Annotated in this window: 19 protein-coding genes, 1 pseudogene and 1 riboswitch; of the genes and pseudogenes, 1 reads left to right on the top strand and 19 read right to left on the bottom strand. The window is 28.8% G+C overall.

The genetic code is table 11. The features are described 5' to 3' along the window. Positions 1-161: 161 nt before the first annotated feature. The 17 genes and pseudogenes from Q0F58_RS10805 to Q0F58_RS10725 form a co-directional block, all read right to left on the bottom strand. Complete coding sequence (locus tag Q0F58_RS10805; protein ID WP_294376218.1) at positions 162-1,286, bottom strand: glycerate kinase; 1,125 nt, start codon at positions 1,284-1,286, stop codon at positions 162-164. A gap of 96 nt (positions 1,287-1,382) precedes the next feature. Beyond that, positions 1,383-2,639 (bottom strand): GntP family permease, encoded by a 1,257-nt coding sequence (locus Q0F58_RS10800; RefSeq protein WP_294376219.1) that lies wholly within the window; start codon positions 2,637-2,639, stop codon positions 1,383-1,385. A gap of 276 nt (positions 2,640-2,915) precedes the next feature. Continuing rightward, positions 2,916-3,296 (bottom strand): annotated as a pseudogene (locus tag Q0F58_RS10795) (sugar diacid recognition domain-containing protein); the annotation flags it as partial. A gap of 202 nt (positions 3,297-3,498) precedes the next feature. After that, positions 3,499-4,080: a DJ-1/PfpI family protein gene (locus Q0F58_RS10790; protein ID WP_294376216.1), complete on the bottom strand. Its 582-nt coding sequence runs from the start codon at positions 4,078-4,080 to the stop codon at positions 3,499-3,501. Between the two features lie 173 nt (positions 4,081-4,253). Beyond that, positions 4,254-5,438 (bottom strand): class I SAM-dependent rRNA methyltransferase, encoded by a 1,185-nt coding sequence (locus Q0F58_RS10785; RefSeq protein ID WP_294376213.1) that lies wholly within the window; start codon positions 5,436-5,438, stop codon positions 4,254-4,256. Between the two features lie 153 nt (positions 5,439-5,591). Then, positions 5,592-6,566 (bottom strand): methyl-accepting chemotaxis protein, encoded by a 975-nt coding sequence (locus Q0F58_RS10780; protein ID WP_294376212.1) that lies wholly within the window; start codon positions 6,564-6,566, stop codon positions 5,592-5,594. Positions 6,567-6,588: 22 nt separating this feature from the next. Then, complete coding sequence (locus Q0F58_RS10775) at positions 6,589-7,689, bottom strand: FIST signal transduction protein (protein WP_294376210.1); 1,101 nt, start codon at positions 7,687-7,689, stop codon at positions 6,589-6,591. A gap of 171 nt (positions 7,690-7,860) precedes the next feature. Further along, entirely contained in the window at positions 7,861-8,697 is an 837-nt protein-coding gene (locus Q0F58_RS10770; protein WP_294376207.1) for a deoxyribonuclease IV, read from the bottom strand. A 142-nt stretch (positions 8,698-8,839) separates the two neighbouring features. Continuing rightward, the gene (locus Q0F58_RS10765) at positions 8,840-9,847 is read right to left on the bottom strand and encodes an ABC transporter substrate-binding protein (protein WP_294376204.1); all 1,008 of its coding nucleotides are present in this window, start codon (positions 9,845-9,847) and stop codon (positions 8,840-8,842) included. Between the two features lie 99 nt (positions 9,848-9,946). Beyond that, positions 9,947-10,690, bottom strand: a complete 744-nt coding sequence (locus Q0F58_RS10760; protein WP_294376203.1) for an ABC transporter permease — start codon at positions 10,688-10,690, stop codon at positions 9,947-9,949. Between the two features lie 33 nt (positions 10,691-10,723). Continuing rightward, positions 10,724-11,473, bottom strand: a complete 750-nt coding sequence (locus Q0F58_RS10755; RefSeq protein WP_294376201.1) for an ABC transporter ATP-binding protein — start codon at positions 11,471-11,473, stop codon at positions 10,724-10,726. 95 nt (positions 11,474-11,568) lie between these two features. Next, positions 11,569-12,240 carry a thiaminase II gene (gene tenA / locus Q0F58_RS10750; protein ID WP_294376200.1) on the bottom strand — a complete coding sequence of 224 codons (672 nt, stop codon included), beginning with the start codon at positions 12,238-12,240 and terminating at the stop codon, positions 11,569-11,571. Positions 12,241-12,389: 149 nt separating this feature from the next. Further along, positions 12,390-12,491: riboswitch (TPP riboswitch) on the bottom strand. A gap of 268 nt (positions 12,492-12,759) precedes the next feature. Next, positions 12,760-13,035, bottom strand: a complete 276-nt coding sequence (locus Q0F58_RS10745; protein ID WP_294376197.1) for a TIGR04076 family protein — start codon at positions 13,033-13,035, stop codon at positions 12,760-12,762. A 51-nt stretch (positions 13,036-13,086) separates the two neighbouring features. Then, on the bottom strand, positions 13,087-13,860 hold the full coding sequence (locus Q0F58_RS10740) for an amino acid ABC transporter ATP-binding protein (protein WP_294376193.1): 774 nt from the start codon (positions 13,858-13,860) through the stop codon (positions 13,087-13,089). An 87-nt stretch (positions 13,861-13,947) separates the two neighbouring features. Further along, a complete protein-coding gene (locus tag Q0F58_RS10735; RefSeq protein WP_294376187.1) occupies positions 13,948-14,712 on the bottom strand; it encodes an amino acid ABC transporter permease in 765 nt (254 codons plus the stop codon). A gap of 29 nt (positions 14,713-14,741) precedes the next feature. After that, on the bottom strand, positions 14,742-15,584 hold the full coding sequence (locus Q0F58_RS10730) for a transporter substrate-binding domain-containing protein (protein WP_294376186.1): 843 nt from the start codon (positions 15,582-15,584) through the stop codon (positions 14,742-14,744). Between the two features lie 315 nt (positions 15,585-15,899). After that, a complete protein-coding gene (locus Q0F58_RS10725) occupies positions 15,900-16,766 on the bottom strand; it encodes an SDR family oxidoreductase (protein WP_294376184.1) in 867 nt (288 codons plus the stop codon). Between the two features lie 363 nt (positions 16,767-17,129). On the opposite strand from Q0F58_RS10725, the gene Q0F58_RS10720 reads away from it, so the two are divergent. Continuing rightward, a complete protein-coding gene (locus Q0F58_RS10720) occupies positions 17,130-17,693 on the top strand; it encodes a lipoprotein (RefSeq protein ID WP_294376181.1) in 564 nt (187 codons plus the stop codon). 120 nt (positions 17,694-17,813) lie between these two features. Here Q0F58_RS10720 and Q0F58_RS10715 read toward each other — a convergent pair whose 3' ends face one another. Further along, entirely contained in the window at positions 17,814-18,524 is a 711-nt protein-coding gene (locus Q0F58_RS10715; protein ID WP_294376179.1) for a TIGR03943 family putative permease subunit, read from the bottom strand. Positions 18,525-18,571: 47 nt separating this feature from the next. Further along, positions 18,572-19,567, bottom strand: a complete 996-nt coding sequence (locus tag Q0F58_RS10710) for a permease (RefSeq protein ID WP_294376178.1) — start codon at positions 19,565-19,567, stop codon at positions 18,572-18,574. Positions 19,568-19,740 lie beyond the last annotated feature (173 nt).

Below are 19,740 nucleotides of genomic sequence, written 5' to 3'. Positions count from 1 at the left end.
CAATAAAGAGGCTGTTACACAAAGATCAAGTTATACAATATATAGTATTAAAAGACTTATTTAATATGCTATATAAAGCGTTTGAATTTCTTAATGCTGCAGCCCCATCAGAATACAAAAAAATCTCAATACAAGCAATTTTTGCATCGAGATTTCATTCATTATTTTAAAACTCTCATAACATTTTCAACAGTTTTCTCCAAATTATGAGCTCCATTTTTTAAAGCATTATCTAATGATTCAACACCTCTCATTATGCTGAACAATGCAATTATGCCTTCATCGAATAAATTATCAGCATCATCAGAAACCTTTCCTCCAAAAGCAATTACAGGTACTCCATGTTTTTTTGCTGTCTTAGATACTCCAACAGGAGTTTTTCCAAAAATAGTCTGACCATCAATTGAACCTTCTCCAGTAAATACATAATCAGCACCCTGAATTTTTTCTTCCAGATTAGTATATTTTATTACAAGTTCTATACCACTTTTTAGATTTGCATTTAAAAAAGCAAGAAGTGCTCCTCCAAGGCCTCCAGCTGCACCTGCACCAGGCACATCCGCAATCTCAACATTTAATGTCTCTTTTATTTTTTCTGCAAAATGTCTTAGATTTTTATCAAGAAATTCCACCATTTCTGAATCTGCACCTTTTTGTGGTCCAAATATATATGAAGCTCCATCAGGTCCTACAAATGGATTTGTAACATCACATGCAACTTCAAAACTCACATCTTTGATACCTTCATAAATATGTGAAACATCAATTTTTTCTATTTTATTTAATTCTCCTCCTCCAAAAGGAATTTCATTATTATTTTTATCTAAAAGCTTTACTCCTAATGCCTGAAGCATACCACATCCACCATCATTAGTAGCACTTCCTCCTATTCCAATTACTATGTGCTTTATACCATTATCAATTGCATGTTTTATGAGTTCTCCAGTTCCATATGTAGTTGTTATCAAAGGATTTCTTTCTTCTCTTTTTATAAGTTCTATACCACTTGCTTTTGCCATTTCAATTACTGCAGTTTTTTTATCTCCTAATATTCCATAGAAAGCTTTAATTTTTTTTCCTAATGGATTTAAAACTTCAGTTTCAACAAATGTTCCAGATGTAGAATTTACTAAAGCCTCTACAGTTCCTTCTCCTCCATCCGCCATTGGAACTTTAATTACTTCGGCGTTATTTTTTATTTTCTTTATTGCTTTTTCCATAACATTACATGCTTCAATTGATGTCATGCTTTCTTTAAAAGAATCAGTTGCTAATACAAATTTCATCAATGACCACTCCATCACTTTTATTAATTTTAAGCATAATACTCATCATAAAATTTGATCTTATGGTAAGTATTATGAGTTTCTATTTTGTCTTTTTTATAATATAAATCCAAATATTATTGTTGATATTATTGTTATAGATAAACCAACCATAGCTTCAAAAGGTATAAGTTTCAATCTTTCATTCATATTAATATTAATACTTCCCCCGGTAGAATGAAAGAAACTTCCATGAGGTAGTGAATCAATAACTGTGCACCCTGCATGTATCATTGCTGCTGTTGCAAGTGATGATACTCCAAGACTTGTTATTGTACTTCCAAATACTGAACTTGCTACTGCTGCACCTGAAGTTGTAGAGGCTGTTGCTCCAGCCATTAATATACCCGAAATTGGTGCTAATGCAAAACTTGGTAATCCTAATGTATTTATACCTGATATTATAACATCTTTTAATGCTGAATTAGATATTATTCCAGCTATTGTTCCTGTTCCAATTAAAAGTATTGCCACTCCAGTCATCTTACTTAATCCAAAAGTCGCATATTCATTCAGTTTCTTAATTTTTCCCATACATAGTACTCCAACAATACCTCCTACCGGTAAAGCTATTAATGGATCTATACTTATTTTTGCAATTGGTCTTAACATAAGAAGTCCAATTGCTACTAATGGACCAACTATAGCAGAAAAGAAACTTGGCATACTTTCAGTATTTTCAATTACTTCATCTGCTTCTACATATGTTCCTTTTTTAACTAATTTATTTGCAATTATACATGTAATTATCACACCTGCAATTGCTGGTATTATTCCTGCTATCATGACACTTGTTAATGATACATTTAAATTTTCCGATACTGCTATTGTATTTGGATTTGGTGAAATTATGTTTCCAGCTTTTCCTCCTCCTATCATAGCAAATAATATTGCAGTTTTAGTAATATTTGATTTTCTTGCTATTTCAAGCGAAATTGGAGCAACTGTTATTACTGCAACATCTATAAATACTCCGACTGCTGTTAATACTAATGTTGAAATAGTTAAAGCAACAAGTGCTCTGTTTTCTCCAAGTTTCGAAATTATTGTCTCTGCAATTTTAGTTGCTGCACCTGATTGAATAAGTACTCCAGCTAAAACTCCTGCTGTTAAAATTCTAAGAATAGCAGTCATCATTCCCTTAGCTCCATTCATCATAAGAGTAACTGTATCTGTAAGATTTGCTCCTCCTATAAGTCCTCCAATTAAAGCTCCTATTATTAATGCATAAGCTGGTTGTATCTTTTTTACAATTAAAAAAATTGCTATAGCTAATGCTAATATAGCTCCTAATGCACTTACTTGTATATCCATATAATTCCCTCCATATATTAATTTTTTATATATTAAATTTTTTATTAAACTTGGATCATCTTTTAAAATCAATATAATCTCTTTATCAGATAGTTTTAAATAATACTCATCTGTTGATATATGCTTTCTGATTTTTTTTAAAACCAAACTGTTACAAATATCATCATGATAAATTAGCACAACTCTTTTAGGCTGCAAAATATCAATATCAACAGACTGTCCTTTTAAAATGAATTCATTACTATAATTTCCTTTTAAATAAATCCACTCATAAAGAAATTCTTCTCTAAGCATCTCTTTTTTTAGGAATAATTTTAGAGAATATTGTTCGGAAAGAAGAAGTTCTGCTGTTATTTTTATTATTTTTCCAAATAGAGAAACTTTTTCAGGATCTCCTGTTATTCCTATTATTCCTTCCACTTCATCTTTAAATAATATAGGAATATTTAATCCTGGTTTTACAAATTCATCTTCTTTATATATTTCAACTTCAATTTTTTTTGAAATTGCTTCTGCTGCACCATAGTGAATAGTTCCTACACGCTCTTTATTGCTGCTTCCAATTATTATACCTTCCTTATCCATAATATTTATATCATAGGGTATTACATTAGAAATTGTATCTATTATTTTTTGTGCTATATGTTTATTTAACATAAATACTTCCTCTCTATTTGTCTTATAGTTATAATAATTATCCTCATCAAATATGTTTTTCTCAATATTTATTATGGATAAATTGCCAAAAATAAATACCCAGTAATACAAAATTTATATTACTGGGCTTAAACTTTAAAATATTAAGACTCTTTATATGACCTGGAATATATAGAACTTCAAGTGTTATATTCAGAACTTTCTAATATCCCATTGCCTTTAAAACAATATCCGCCTTTTCTTTTCCAACAAGACATGTAAGTAGCTGAAATGCCACATCCGCAGCTGTTTCAGGACAAAAGCTTGTGATAATATTACGATCAACCACAATTCGCTGGTCTTGAATCACATTTACTCCAAATGCCGCCAACTGCTTCTGTCTGGTCCCTCCGTTCAAATGATAGGTCGTTGCACTTCTCCCCGAAAGAACACCGCTTTTCCCGATAGGTAATGCTCCTACACAGATACTTGCAATATATTTTCCTTGTTTATCAAATTCGACAATCATATCCAGAAATTGCTTATTATAGGCTTCTTCATAAAATCCGAACTCTTCAAAACCTCCTGGAATTGCCAGTGCATCATATTCATCAATATTGACTTCATTAATTGTTATATCAACAGTAATAGGAATACCAAAAGTTGATATAACAGTCTTAGAAAATCCGCATGTAACAATATCAATATCATATTTAAAATCATTTCTTGCCCATCCAAATACATCCACAAATGGAGCAAATTCCATTGTCTCAAAGCCTTTGTTGCAAAACAGTAATATCTTCATAAGTGCCTCCTCAAATTTTTCTTCATTATAGCATATAACAAGCCTTCTTTTAAATCAATGACAAAGTGGCTTCGCAAATAACGCTTTATATGATTCAGTTTAGAGAAACTCTATCTGCACCTTTTAAAAACATTATCCTCGGCAAATCCAACAATCACATCACTTTCCAGCCCCTAATATTTATCCACAACCTGAAAAATAAAGAATTTCAAATAATATGATTCATCAGAATTCCACAAAATCGGGTGATCACAGCTCTGAGTTCTTACTTCAATCTGCCTCAAAGTTCTTCTTGCATCATGAGCAGCTTCATTAACTGTTTTCTTAAGCTGTTCTTCACTCATATAATGTGAACATGAGCATGTTGCAAAAAATCCACCTCTTTTAACCATTTTAATTCCTCTAAGATTAATTTCTTTATATCCTCTTATTGCTTGTTTTATAGTGTTTTTTGATTTGGTAAAAGCTGGAGGATCTAATATTACCACATCAAATTCTCTTCCTTCTCTTGACCATTCTCCTAAAACATCAAAAGCATTACGGCATTCAAATTTTACAACATCCTGTAAATTATTAATTTCAGCATTTTTTCTTGCACAGTCAATTGCATGTTGTGATACATCAATTCCAAGAACAGATTTTGCTCCAGCAATTCCAGCATTAAGTGCAAATGATCCAGTATGAGTAAAGCAATCAAGCACTTCTTTATCTTTACATATTCTATGTATTGCTGCCCTGTTTTCTTTCTGATCTAAAAAGAATCCTGTTTTTTGTCCGTTTTCAATATCAACTATGTATTTTACTCCATTTTCAATTATTTCAACATTGGTATCAAAAGGTTCTGTAAGAAATCCTTTAGTTTGTTCTAACCCCTCGATTTCTCTTGTTTTTATATCGCTTCTTTCATAAACTCCCTTAGCACCATATTCTTCAACAAGTATCTTTACAACTATATCCTTATATTTTTCCATTCCTAAAGTTGAAATCTGAATAACATAATAATCACTGAATTTGTCTACTGTAAGTCCTGGAAGAAAATCCGCTTCTCCAAAAATAAATCTGCATGAAGAGGTATCAATAAGTGTTTTCCTATACTCCCATGCATCTTTAAATCTCTTTTTGAAGAATTCTTCATCAATATCTTCATTCATATTATGAGTCATTATTCTAATTGCAATCTTGCTGGCATCATTTATATATCCTTTTCCAATAAAATATCCTTTATGATTATAAACTTCTACAATATCACCATTTTCATAATCTCCATCATATTCATTTATTTCATGTCTATAAATCCAAGGTCTTCCCTGTTCTGCTTTCTTATTTTTTCCTTCATATAAGTAAAATTTGCTCAACATTTGTTTTACGTCTCCTTCCTTGCTTTTGCTTTTTAGATTATATCACATAATTCTATTATTTTAATAACAAATTGTTTATTTAATTACTAAAGCATTAAAGCCCTGTTGCTAGGAAAATTCTTAGCAACAGAGCCCTTAAGAAATATTATTAAATTATTTTTCATTCATAATATTTTTAATTTGTTGTAAAAAATTTATCATATCAGAAATAATAATAAACTTATTGCTCATTTCTGTATTTAAAGAATCCAAATTTTTCCCAAAATCAGAAACAAGATTATTTACAGATAAAACACCTTCAGTTGTTCCATTTATTTCTGAATTTGTTATATTCGTTGCCTCAATTATATTTTTTATAAACATTTCAATTTCATCATTAGTTTCTATAACCAAATCATATTTATCTTTAACTGATTGTGAATATTTATAATTGTCTACTATATCACTTTTGGAATGATCTATTTCTCTACTTAAATTATCTATTCTTTTATATAGAGTTTCTATACTTTTTTCGATTTCACTTACAAAACTTGTTGTTGAAGATGATAATTTTCTTATTTCCTCTGCAACTATAGCAAATCCTTTTCCAGCTTCTCCTGCTCTAGCAGCTTCAATTGATGCATTTAATGCGAGAAGATTTGTACTTTCTGCTATTTCATTTATATTTCCTGATATGCTTTTTATATTATTAAAGTCTTCCTTTAGGAAATTAAATATTTTTTCAATTTCATCAAGTTCAACACATGTATTATTTATTCTTTCAGAAAGATTTTCCATATCTAAATCTGCATTATTTACTGCAGACTTAGAATTGTTAATCAATCCTGTTGCTTTATTAGCATTTTTGCTGAATTCACTAAAATTCATCTGAAGATTTTCCATCATATTTTTTATGTTTCCAAACTTTGAATAAGTATCATTGATATTATCCACATGTTTTTTTACCATATTTTCTTGCACCATAAATTTTTCTATTTGTTTTTCTAGATATTTTATTGCATAATTTACAGCATATACATCAGAATTTCCTAAGTCTTCAGAAACTTTTGAATTATTCATTTTATAATCATCTTTTATACTAACATTCTCATTCTCTTTATAATTTTCTTTTTTTCTAAACCAACTCATAACAATTCTCTTCCTTCCAAATTTATTCAAATACTGCTATAACCATTGTTTGATTAAAATGATACTGATTATACTGTTCCCCATATCCTGAAAACCCAATGTAATTGTCAACTGCATTTCCAATCTTTTTAGCAAATTCAGTTAAATAATTATTTTGTTCAAACAATATAGACCTAGCCAAACAATTTATCATTATTGCTAAAGAAGGCTTTATGTCATCATTTTTTATCTTATTTACTGTAATGTCATTAATTGCCTTATAATCATCAAGCTCTAATAAAACCATTGAAGAATTTTTATATATTCTAGCATGATATGAAATTCCATTTTTATTAGAAATCTGATTATTTGCTGTTATAAATATATCTTTATCAATAATTCGACCTACAGGATAATTATCAAAGTAATTAGGAAGTTTATTTATATCTGTATTTAATATATGAGCCATAACTTCAGCTGCTGGTTTGTCATCATACTCATAAACTGTTCTTGATTCTACATCTACTTTTGTAGCTGTAAAATGAAAATTTGTTGGTTTATATATGTTTTCCTTATATATTTTTATTCTTCCAGTAAGATTTTTTATGATTACAAATGCACTTGCATTTAGGTAAACCTTTCCATTAAATGCAATAAGATTTTTATCATCTTTAGCACTATTACCAGCTGTTCCTCCAAACAAAGGTATATTTTTATCTTTCAGTACTGAATTTAAAACAGATAGTACTAATTCTTCACAGCTTATGAATGCATTAGAAACTTCAAAGCAAATGGCATTATCTGTGTCTCTAAGCTTAGAGACACACTTTTCTATCCTTGATATTGATTTTAATGGATATTTATCCGCATTTTCTATTATATCTCCATAACATTCAATTCCATCAGTAATAAAAAGGGCTATTATATTGTCTTTGTATGCTCCTTCTTTACAAAATGCAGCAAATGTTGTACTTCCTATAATTACACTGTTATTAAAATTAGCTTTTAATTTTTTAGAACACTCTTCAAAGCATTCATACTGACAGAAAAATATGATTAATTTGGGTGAATTTATTTCTTGCGAAATCTCATTTATTGCTTCATTCATATCTTTTTTAGTGCTTCTTCTTATCTCATAATTCATATAGCGATACCCCCAATATATAAAACATTTATATCAAGATAATTTGTAAAAAATAACCCTTGATACTAAAAATAAAAACTACCCTTTAATCATATTATACCATAGTTTTACATAATATTTAAACCTCTACATAGTATAATTTTAATGTGACCATGATTAATACTATAAAAACTAATCGGCTTTATACATTTTTTTTAACAATTCTATCTCTTTAGCATATCCTTCCAGTTCATTTGGTGTTTCTAGGAAAAATGGAATACCCTGTAGTTTAGGATGATTTATTATCTTTTCTATAGCTTCAAAACCAATAGTTCCTTTTCCAATTTTCTCATGTCTATCTTTATGGCTGTTAAATGGATTTTTACTATCATTTAGATGAATTGCATGTAATCTATTAAGACCAATTATTTTATCAAATTCATCTAATACATTATCAAGATTATTTACAATATCATATCCTGCATCATACACATGACATGTATCAAGACATACTCCAACATGTTCTTTTAACTCTACTCTATTTATTATTTGTGCTATTTCTTCAAAATTTCGTCCAATTTCAGTTCCTTTTCCCGCCATTGTTTCAAGAAGTACTTTTGTTGTCTGTTCTTTTGTTAATACTTTATTTAAAAGTTCAGAAATATACTCTATTCCTCTTTCAATCCCTTGCTTAACATGGCTGCCTGGATGAAAATTGTATAGATTATCAGGAAGAAATTCCATTCTCCTCAAATCATCCTTCATCATTTCCAGTGCAAAACTTCTTGTACTTTCGTCTTTTGAACATGCATTTAATGTGTATGGAGCATGGGCAAGAATTTTCGAAAAGTTATTTTCCTCCATTAATTCAAGAAGTTTTTTTACATCATCTTCATCAATATCCTTAGCTTTTCCGCCTCTTGGGTTTCGAGTAAAAAATTGAAATGTATTTGCACCTATTGATAATGCTTCTTTTCCCATATTATAAAAACCTTTAGTTGTTGATAAATGACACCCTATACTTAACATACTTTATCTCCTTTGTTTATTGCTTAATTAATAATAATTATTATCTAATAAAATCTTATCATATTTCCTATAAAATTTAAACAAATTCTGTTTAACGGAAAATAAAAAAATACAGCTGTTATTTAAGCTGTATTTTTTATTTCTAATAGTCTAAATTTTCAACTACCTCTGAAGCATCAAATGATTCCTTAAGAAGACCTTTGCTAACAAGCCAGTCAATATTATCCTGCCATACTTTTGTATCTTGATGAAGAAATTCTGCATCCTTAGTTTCCATAACTGGAAGAAGAACTTCCATACTTTTCTTTTCAACACTTTCACTTAAAGGAAAGTTTTCTTCATTTTGATTGTTTAAAAGAATTTTTAGTGATTCATCAGGACTATTTTTCATATCTTCAAATCCCTTTTTAGATGCTCTTAAAAACTTAGAAATTTTTTCTTTATCCTTATTTAACGTATTTTCTCCAGTAACAAATACAAGTTCATAATAATTAGGAACTCCGTAATCATTTGGAAAGAAATAATTCAATTGAAATCCTTCTTCCTCCATTTGAGGGACTTCATGATTCACAAGACATCCAATAGTAGCATCAACCTTACCAGTAGTCATTGAACTCATCAAATCAAAGCCTACATCAATAACCTCTGCACTATCAGGTTTTTCACCTGCATTTTCAAGCATTGTTGAAATTATTCCTTCTGAAAGTGCAGTTCCACCATATCCTATTTTCTTTCCTACTAAATCTTTAGGACTTGTTATATTCTTATCTTTAAGAGATAAGATAATGCTTAATGGCGATTGAACGATTGTTCCAACTGCTTTTACAGGTATATTTTCATTTCCTCTTGACATTGCAACATCCTGAAGATAGTAAATTCCAAGATCAGCTTTTCCTGCTGCGGTCATCGAAATTGCATCATTTGTATTTGAAGGGAACTGAATATTTACCTTAAGTCCTTCATCTTCATAATAGCCCTTTTCAATTGCATCGTAAATAAAAGTATGTACTGCATTAGGATACCAGTCAAGAACAACATTTACTTCTTCAAGTTTTCCTTCATTTTTATTGCTGTCAGATGTATTTTGGCATCCAAGTATTCCAAGCACTATTATTCCTGACATTAAAAGTGATAAAATTTTTTTCTTCATTTTTTAAATATCCTTTCTTATATAAAGTAGTCATATTTTTAACATATTATTTACAATGAAAGTATAGTTTCATTGATTACAACATATTTTCTAATTCATCTATATTTCATTTCTCCATTTTATAAAATGTTTTTCTGCAAGAGTTATCAGATATACTGAAATCATTGCAACTGCAGATAATAAAACTATAGGTGCAAATACTCCTGCTCCATCAAGCTGAGTCATCATTCTTTTACTGAAGTATCCAAGACCACTCTGCGCTCCCAGCCATTCTGCAATTGCAGCACCAATTATACTTAGAGGGATTGCCATTTTTATTGATGAAAAGAAATATGGCATTGCACTTGGAATTTTCAATTTTAAGAATATATCCATTTTGGATGCACCGAATGTGACAAGAAGCTCTTCAATTTCTCTTTTTGTAGATTTAAATCCATCATAAACTGTAATTGTTATTGGAAAGAAAGTTATTAATATTGTCACCAAAACTTTGCTCCATATCCCGTATCCAAACCATAATACAAATAATGGTGCAATTGCTGTTGTTGGAATTGTCTGTGAAGCAATTATTATAGGATATAAAGCATTAGCCGCTTTTTCATTTACATCCATAAACACTGCAAGACTTATACCAAGAATTATTGAAATAACCAGTCCTAAAACTGTAACTCCCATTGTTGCAGGGAGGTGAACTGTAAATAGTGGTTTCCTCAGTTCGTACAATTTTTCAAGAATCTGAACTGGTGATGGAAGTATATAATGTGCATCAATTATCATAGCAATCACCTGCCATAAAATAATAAGAAATGCCATAAGGATAATTGATGGCAGATTTTTTTTCATAAGTAAACTTCACCTCTTATATTAATTTTATTTCTAATTCCCTACATTTTCAGATCTGAGCTGTTTTATAAGTTCTTCTTTTAAAAAAAGTATTTCAGGTTGTGATAAAAATGACCTATTTCTTGGATATTCAAGTGGAACATCCACTTCTTTTAAATGCGTTATTGGTCTGTCGCATACAACAAAAACAGATTTTGATAGGAAAATGGCTTCCTCAACATCATGAGTTATAAATAATATTGTTTTATTTAAATCCTTCCACATATCCAAAAGCCATTCCTGCATTGAAATTCTTGTAATTGAATCAAGCGCACTAAAAGGCTCATCGAGAAGAAGAAGTTCTTTTTCAGTAAGAAGAGTTCTTGCAAAGGATATTCTCTGCTTCATTCCTCCTGATAAGTCCTTAGGAAATTTGTCTTTATAGGTTTCAAGTCCTATTTTTTTAAGCATATTGTCTATTTTAATTTCTCTTTCACTCTTTTTTATCTTATTTATTTCAAGAGGCACTGATAGATTTTCACCAATAGTTCTCCATGGAAGAAGAAGATCTTTTTGAGGCATAAATGCACTATAATTCTTCATAGTTTTTATGGATTGTCCATCAATAAGAATTTCACCTTTCTGCATTTTTTCAAGACCATTTATCAATCTGAATATAGTACTTTTACCACATCCAGAAGGGCCGATTATAGAAATAAATTCACCTTTATTCACTTTAAAAGATAAATCTTCTATCATTGGTTCTTCATCATATTTAAATGCAACATTTCTAAATTCCAACATTGTTATTCTCCTAATGTATTTTAAGATTGTAATTTAAATATACAGCAAATATTTGCGTTATAATGAAACTGATTAAAATCAATTTGAATAAATAATTATATTGATGTTTTCCCTTCATTATAAGCCATATCCCAGAACATGTACTCATATTTCGAACAATCTACAAATATTTCTTTTAGCTTTTCAATTTTTTCACTACTAATATTTTGTCCCAGTCTATCAACAAATTTGAGAAGTCTGTCATTTGATTCTGCGTACTCATCAGATATATACCCATTTATCCATTCACCAAAAAAATTATTTTCCTTGGCATTTACATTATTTTCATTTATTTTATCAGCGATTACTTTATAACTCCAACTACATGAAAGAACAGAAACAATAAGATCTAATATGTCACCATTTTCTGACTGCCATAACATGTAATTTGTATATGACTTATTTGCAAGTGATATTTTTGTGTTTTTAACATCTTCTGTAGTTATATTAAGTCTTTCCATATATTTTTTATGAATTCCCATTTCAGAATTCAAAGTTGAATTTACAAGGTCTGCAAAAAATCTCATAATTTCTTCATCTGGGGCTTTTACAACTCCTAAAGCAAATATTTTTGAATAATCTAAAAGATATAAATAATCTTGAATCATATAATATTTAAATTTTTTTAAATCAAGATTTCCATTTTCAATTCCTTTTACAAACGGATGTTCATTATATGAAGTCCAGATATCTTCTACACTTTTATAAAGTATTTCAGTAAGTTTCATAAATTATTTTCCTCTTTTCATGTAATATTTAAAAATAATAAACATAACTATTATTTTTATATTCATTTATAAATTAATTTCATAAAACACAAAAAAGCTGTCTTTAAAAATAAGAAAGACAGCTGAATTAAATACAAAATAATAAATAAAATATTTAAAGCTCACTTCCCTACATTGGTATTGTCCAAATCAGGTTCAAAGGGTTAAGTAAAATTTACTTTCTCAGCTTTTCAGCACCCCTAGTTATATTTATTATATAATATTGTTTTTTTTATGTAAATAAGTTAATTTTATAGTTTGTTTTTAATTATATAATATATTTTCGCATATTATTTGAAATATAAATTGATTGATATTATATATATAATATATGATGTTCCTTTGTATTTTTTGTCTATGTTATTTCAAAAATTTTATATACATAACGATTTATCAAAAAAATGATTCCCTGATTATTGGGGAATCATTTTTTTGATAAACATATTAATTAATGCTTTTTTAGAACATACTTTGTGTTTTCTATTCTTCATATGATATTATTTTAAATTCTACCCCTTCAGCACAGTCAGGACATCTAAAAATAAGTTCATCAAACCCCATCATTTCACTAGTGACTTTCTTCCGTGCTGCATATATAAATGGGTAGAAAGCATTTACTGCAGTAAGGCATATTTGTGCTGATTTTTCTTTATCGATCACTGCTCCATTTATATATATTTCATCTCCCTCTTTATACAAATCACAATTAGATTTTTTAACTACAACCTTAACTTTATTTTCTTTAAACTGTTCCATAAGTTATCATCCTCCTAAAATACCCTGCACTTTTGCATATTGTCTTTTAAATCAATTATCCATAAAGCGCTTCAAAAATTCTTTTGTTCTTTCATTTTTTGGATTCTGGAACACTATTTCTGGTATATCATTTTCAACAATAACTCCATTGTCCATAAATACAGTTCTTGTTGAAACATCACGTGCAAAAGCCATTTCATGTGTGACTATTATCATTGTCATTCCTTCTCTTGCAAGTTCTCTCATAACCTTCAATACTTCTCCTACCATTTCAGGATCTAATGCACTTGTAGGTTCATCAAACAGCAAGACTTCAGGCTCCATAGCAAGTGCTCTTGCAATAGCTACACGTTGTTTCTGACCACCTGATAATTGCTTTGGTTTTGCATTTAAATATTTCTCCATACCTACCTTTTTTAAATATTTTAATGATATTTCTTCTGCATATTTTTTGTCTTTCTTTAATACTTTTGTCACTCCAATCATGCAATTTTCAAGTACTGTCATGTTATTAAATAAATTAAATGACTGAAATACCATGCCCACTTTAGATCTATATGTTGTAACTTTATTTTCCTTTTTCATAATATTTATATTATTATAATAAATCTCTCCTGATGTAGGTTTTTCCAGCATATTTATACATCTTAAAAGTGTCGATTTTCCTGAACCAGATGACCCTATTATACATATTACATCACCATGATTGGTAATAAAATCTATATCTTTTAACACTTCATGTTCACCAAATTTTTTTCTTAAATGCGAAACTTTAATTACAGGTACATTTAAACTTTTATTATGTTTACTTTTTAGAGCCTCCATTTCCTATTCCTCCTGTATTGTTTTGCCAAAGTTTAAATCATTTATAAAAATATCTAACTTAGCAAAATTACTATATTTAAGTCTTTTTTATATTTCACCTGACATATAATCATTTTCTGAAAGTTTATAATCTTCTGGCCCATCCATTTTTCTCTCAATAAATTGCAGTATACGTGACACAGCAAGATTCATTATGAAATAAATGATACAGATTATAAAAAACACTTCAAAATATTTATAATACACACCTGATGCAGATTTTCCTGCAAAATAAAGTTCTGATACAGATATTACATTTAATACAGATGTATCCTTTATATTTATTATCAGATTATTCCCTATCTGAGGCATTATATTTCTTAATGTCTGAGGCAATATTATATAAATCATTGTCTGAAAATAAGTCATTCCTATAGCTTTTGCACCCTCTGTCTGTCCTATATCTATAGATTCAATTCCTCCACGTACTGTTTCAGCCATATATGCTCCAGTATTTATCGATACAACAAATAAACCTGCAATAAATGGTGACATATCTATGTTAAATGCCTCCATTGCTCCATAATATATAACCATAGCTTGAACAATCATTGGAGTTCCTCTAAAAAATTCCACATAAGCTGTAAAAATAACTTTTATTATTCTTAAAATTGACTTATATAGGGTATTATCTTCTTCCTGTATTTCAATTTTTCTTACAATACCAACTAAAAATCCAATAATACATCCTATAAATGTTCCTATAAGTGCAAGTATAAGAGTGTATGCTGCACCTTTTATAAATAATGTTCCATATTTCTGTATAAGAAATACTACCCAGCCCAAGAAATCATTCGGCATGTCTGCTGTCATAACTATTCCCCCAAACTTTTATGCTTTGCTTATTCTGATAATGGCTGATATTTAATTGCATCATCCATCATTTTTTCCCTGTCTTCTTCACTTATTTCTGCAAGTGCTGAATTAATTTTATCTTTTAGTTCAGTATTACCTTTCTTTATTGCTATTCCCATATTTACATCTTCATCTGAAGCATCAAATCCATTTCCATCTTTAAAATCTAACAATACTAAATCTTTATTTGAATGAGCAGCTGCCATTGCAGTTGGTTTATCTGTTGCAATAACATCAACTTTTCCTGAACTTAATGCTACTATCATAGCTGGAACTGTATCTATTGCAGCCTGCTTATTAGCTTCTGGAATCTGGTCCAACAAATCATACCATACAGTATTTAATTGAGATGTACACACTGCACCTTTAAGATCATTTACATTTTTTGCGTTTTCATAAGCAGTTCCTTTTCTTGTAAGTGCTACTATATCAGCTTTATAATATACATCTGAAAAATCAACACTTTGAAGACGCTCTGCTGTTATACTTTGTCCAGCTATAGATACATCAATTTTTCCAGAACTTACACCAGGACATAATCCATCCCATTCCATTTTATTTATTTCAACTTTATATCCAATCTTATCTGCTATCTTTTTTGCCATCATAACATCATATCCATTTGCATATTCTTCACTTCCTGCAATCTTAACAGCTCCATTACTATCATCTGTCTGAGTCCAATTAAATGGGGCATATGCACACTCCATTCCTACTTTTAACACTTTTTCACCTGATGAACTGCTATCAGAACTTTTTCCACAGCCACTAAAAACACCCATCATAGATACACTTAATAATACTGCTAAAATTTTTCGTAATCTCTTCATAATTATTCCTCCAATAAAAAAAGACAAAGAAACCATATTGTATGACTTCTTTGCCACAAGTTAAATTTTATGTATTAATTATACAACAATTTTTAATTTTTACAAATAAAAATTTTACAAAATATATATTTTCTTAATTAAATTTTATTATATTTCTTTTTTAATTATAGCTCTTCCTTAATTATTATATAATTAATTTTCATATATTTTATCATTCAAATTTAAACTGACTTCATTATGTATATATAATTTATAAATAAAAAATATCCAATATTTATTTATAACAATAGATATATTAATTAATATTAAAAACATTCAACTATTTAATATGTTTCCACCATTAATATGAATAGTCTGTCCTGTTATATATGATGCATTTTCACTAGCCAAAAATACATATGCTCCTGCACACTCAACTGGCTGTCCTGCTCTACCCATAGGAGTGTCCATGCCAAATGAAGAAACCTTATTTTCATCAAATGAAGATGGAATAAGTGGAGTCCATATAGGTCCTGGTGCTACTGCATTTACCCTTATTCCAGTTTTTCCTTTTGCAAGAGCCAGAGCAAGTGATCTTGTAAAAACTTCTATCGCTCCCTTTGTCATGGAATAATCAATAAGAGTATCATGACCTTTAAATGCAACTATAGACGATGTATTGATTATACATGCTCCTAATTTCAGATAATTTATTGCTGCCTTTGTAATATAAAAAGTTCCATAAACATTTGTCTTAAAAGTCTTATCAAATTGTTCATCTGAAAGCTGCTTTATATCTGTACATTCATATTGTACTGCTGCATTATTTACAAGAATATCTATTTTCCCAAATTCATTTATTGTTTTTTCAATTGCTGAGTTGCAGAATGTTTTATCAGTTATATCTCCAGGAATTAGTATACATTTTCCTCCATATTCTTCAATTTTTTCTTTTGTAAGATTAGCATCCTTATCTTCATTTTTGTATACTATTGCTATATCTGCTCCTTCATATGCATATGCTATTGAAACAGCTCTTCCAATTCCACTATCTCCTCCTGTTATTAACGCCTTTTTGCCTTCTAGTTTCTTCTCTTTTTTGTTATATTCAATTCCATCATATATTGGCACTGGATTCATTTCAAATTCCATACCCGGCTGTATATTTTGATGTTGTTTTGGAAAATCAGTTGGAAATTTCACTCTACTTCTCCTTCTCTCATTATTATTATGTTAAATGCTATATTACACTAATATATTTTCCATTTAAAATTTATTTATTATAAATTACTGCTGGCAAATTTTATTACAATTTCATTAAATAAAATTATATCTTATATTTTGGTGATATAATTTAACAGTAACAGATATATTTTTCAATTGATAATTAATGATTTTTAATACATATAATATTAGGTAAAGCATAAAATATGATAAAAATTTATTAAATCAATGTTTATTATGTATAAAGATTATCTTGTAATTTTTCTTATTTAAATTAATAATTATTAATTATTAATTGTGAAATCTGCTGAAACATACAAATTATTACTGGAGGAATGCTTTATGAAAAAAAAATTATTGTGTTTAATATGCGCTTCTTTCATAAGCGCTACATTAATATCTTGTGGACATGCTTCTAATGAAAATGTCCCATCTGGTTCAGTAGAAAATACAGAAAATTCTTCTACACAAGGTGAAAATTCAGAAAAAGCACAATCTTCTGCAATTCTTGATTCACCTACAGCAGATATTTCTAAAATTGTTAGTGTTGATGAACTTAAAGAAAAAGATTCTGCCTCAATAGCTTCTGTTCTCGGTAATCCAACTGAGCAACAAGGAAATGATTCAACTTATGAAAAAGACGATTATATTTTTGATGTAACATATTATGATGGAGTATGTGGACAAGTAAAAATCACACCAAAGACTACTCTTGAATATCCTGCTGATGCAACTAACTCACTAAAGGTTTTAGGAATAACAGCAGGTGATGCAGATTCACTTTCTCCATCTCACTTTATATGGAACAACCAATTTGACACTTATAGTATAACTGTCCTTCCAGATGACACTACAGGAAAAAACATAAAAGATATTACCGTTATATTTGATGAAAAATATAAATAAATACAATAATAATTAAATCTGCTGTTATCTTTTCAGCAGATTTAATTATTATGAATAAAATCTATATCTATTAGCTTTATCATAAACACATTATCTTTTATTATACCAATGAATTTATTGTCACTTTCTTTTCTTAGACATATTTTCTATAATGACAACTGGAACATTATGACTTATACCTTCATCATCATTAATCGTTGTATAATTAATAATACCTCTTATTGTAACCCATTCATTTTCATCCAAATTAATGATTTCATCATCCTCTGCAAGTATTCCAACTATCTTAGAATCAGCTGCACAGCATGTCATTATGATTCTTCCAACAATAAACTGATTATTTTTCAGATAACTTTCTCTGCATACAAAGCCACTCATTTCTATGTGTTTCCCAACGAAATCTTCCGGAAATTTTTGTATTTCTTCAAGTATCTTTAAATTATTATCATCTATTACTATTGAACTTTGATATTTATTATAAATTTCTGAATTTTTATTTCTTTTTTCACTATATTCATTAATAAGTACATTATTAAGCTGCCTATGTCTGAATGTATCTTGAACCTTCACTGATATGCAGCCTATTATAAGTGCCAATATTATTGGTATATATTTTTTCTTTAATTTTAGACTGTTCTTAGGTGTAAATATATTTTTTATCTGAAACACAGCTATTATAAACAATAGTATTATTGCTGAATATATATATTTAACCATTTTCTGTCCCACATAGGAATCAATTTTATTAGTATAAACAAGATATATTAATCCCAATATACTGAAAACAAGTATGATGAACCACATAAATTCATCAAAATTAAATTTTCTCAATTATAGCTCTTCCCTTCAAAATTCTTTTAAACCTACTCTACATAAGTCTATAAACCAGATACCATAAATATACATGACACTATAAATACTATTCCAAATGTCACAAATGCAAGCTTTGAAATAAATTCCTTTCGAAATCCTCCTGAAAGCATAATCAAATTTTTCATGTCAAGCATAGGCCCTATTAAAAGAAATGCAGCTATAGAACTGAATGAATATGTTGAATAGAATGTTTTTCCAACAAAAGCATCTGCTTCTGAACACAATGAAAGAGCAAATCCTAAAAACATCATAAATATTATTACAAGAACTTTATTTTCACTTATAAATTCAAATCCTCTATGAGATGCTACAACTTGAAATGCACTTGATAAAAATGCGCCAAAAATTAAATATGGCATTATATTTAAAATTTCTCTATTTGTATGTTCTATAAGACTTTTTACTTTATTTTTTCCAATTGTAATATCCAAACATCCACAATCACACATAGTTTCAAAATCACCACTTCCCGAAATTATATTTGCATCATCTTTAGAAAGATAATCCATAATAATCCCTATTATCACTGCACATACAAATCCTCCAGCTGTTCTTATAATCACCATTTCCTGAGTATCATAAAATGCATAATATGTTGACATTATTACTACAGGGTTTACAATTGGAACTGACATCATAAATGTTACTCCAAGACCTGTTGGAACTCCTTTTTTTATTAGTCTTCTTGTTATCGGAACTATTGCACATTCACATACAGGAAAAATAAGTCCTATAAGTCCAGCACATATATATCCAATTACTGAATTGCCTGGAATAATCCTTTCTATAAATTCTTGAGAAACAAATATCTGTATAGATGCTGATACTAATGATCCAATAATTATAAATGGAAGCGCATCAAGGATTATACTTGTAAAAATAGTACAGAAATCACCTATTTCATGAAAATTGAATTGGATATTATATTTCTTATACAGATATGATACTGAAATTATAAATATACTTATAAGAAAAATTATTATTCCCTTTATCTGCTTCATAGTGTCCCCTCTTTCATATTATTAGATGTTACTCTCTTATATTGATTCAATCTTAAAAAGATACTTTCAAATTTCAAACTAAGAATATTAAAATAATGACTTCCTAATCTATAAATTCATAAGCTTCACTTTAAATTTCTTAAAGAAGCCATTATCAATAACTTTTGCTTCTT

It is taken from the genome of uncultured Clostridium sp., assembly GCF_934754915.1.
Lineage (GTDB): Bacteria > Bacillota > Clostridia > Clostridiales > Clostridiaceae > Clostridium.
Note: the sequence above shows the minus strand (reverse complement) of the source record. Positions and strands in the feature narration are given on the sequence as shown.

What these genes read in the sequence shown, in the direction of transcription:
- Q0F58_RS10800 (WP_294376219.1), bottom strand. Translation starts at nt 2,639, where the DNA reads ATGGATATACAAGTAAGTGCATTAGGAGCTATATTAGCATTAGCTATA.
- Q0F58_RS10760 (WP_294376203.1), bottom strand. Translation starts at nt 10,690, where the DNA reads ATGAAAAAAAATCTGCCATCAATTATCCTTATGGCATTTCTTATTATT.
- Q0F58_RS10790 (WP_294376216.1), bottom strand. Translation starts at nt 4,080, where the DNA reads ATGAAGATATTACTGTTTTGCAACAAAGGCTTTGAGACAATGGAATTT.
- Q0F58_RS10740 (WP_294376193.1), bottom strand. Translation starts at nt 13,860, where the DNA reads ATGGAGGCTCTAAAAAGTAAACATAATAAAAGTTTAAATGTACCTGTA.
- Q0F58_RS10735 (WP_294376187.1), bottom strand. Translation starts at nt 14,712, where the DNA reads ATGACAGCAGACATGCCGAATGATTTCTTGGGCTGGGTAGTATTTCTT.
- Q0F58_RS10785 (WP_294376213.1), bottom strand. Translation starts at nt 5,438, where the DNA reads ATGTTGAGCAAATTTTACTTATATGAAGGAAAAAATAAGAAAGCAGAA.
- Q0F58_RS10745 (WP_294376197.1), bottom strand. Translation starts at nt 13,035, where the DNA reads ATGGAACAGTTTAAAGAAAATAAAGTTAAGGTTGTAGTTAAAAAATCT.
- tenA (WP_294376200.1), bottom strand. Translation starts at nt 12,240, where the DNA reads ATGAAACTTACTGAAATACTTTATAAAAGTGTAGAAGATATCTGGACT.
- Q0F58_RS10780 (WP_294376212.1), bottom strand. Translation starts at nt 6,566, where the DNA reads ATGAGTTGGTTTAGAAAAAAAGAAAATTATAAAGAGAATGAGAATGTT.
- Q0F58_RS10770 (WP_294376207.1), bottom strand. Translation starts at nt 8,697, where the DNA reads ATGTTAAGTATAGGGTGTCATTTATCAACAACTAAAGGTTTTTATAAT.
- Q0F58_RS10710 (WP_294376178.1), bottom strand. Translation starts at nt 19,567, where the DNA reads ATGAAGCAGATAAAGGGAATAATAATTTTTCTTATAAGTATATTTATA.
- Q0F58_RS10805 (WP_294376218.1), bottom strand. Translation starts at nt 1,286, where the DNA reads ATGAAATTTGTATTAGCAACTGATTCTTTTAAAGAAAGCATGACATCA.
- Q0F58_RS10730 (WP_294376186.1), bottom strand. Translation starts at nt 15,584, where the DNA reads ATGAAGAGATTACGAAAAATTTTAGCAGTATTATTAAGTGTATCTATG.
- Q0F58_RS10765 (WP_294376204.1), bottom strand. Translation starts at nt 9,847, where the DNA reads ATGAAGAAAAAAATTTTATCACTTTTAATGTCAGGAATAATAGTGCTT.
- Q0F58_RS10720 (WP_294376181.1), top strand. Translation starts at nt 17,130, where the DNA reads ATGAAAAAAAAATTATTGTGTTTAATATGCGCTTCTTTCATAAGCGCT.
- Q0F58_RS10755 (WP_294376201.1), bottom strand. Translation starts at nt 11,473, where the DNA reads ATGTTGGAATTTAGAAATGTTGCATTTAAATATGATGAAGAACCAATG.
- Q0F58_RS10775 (WP_294376210.1), bottom strand. Translation starts at nt 7,689, where the DNA reads ATGAATTATGAGATAAGAAGAAGCACTAAAAAAGATATGAATGAAGCA.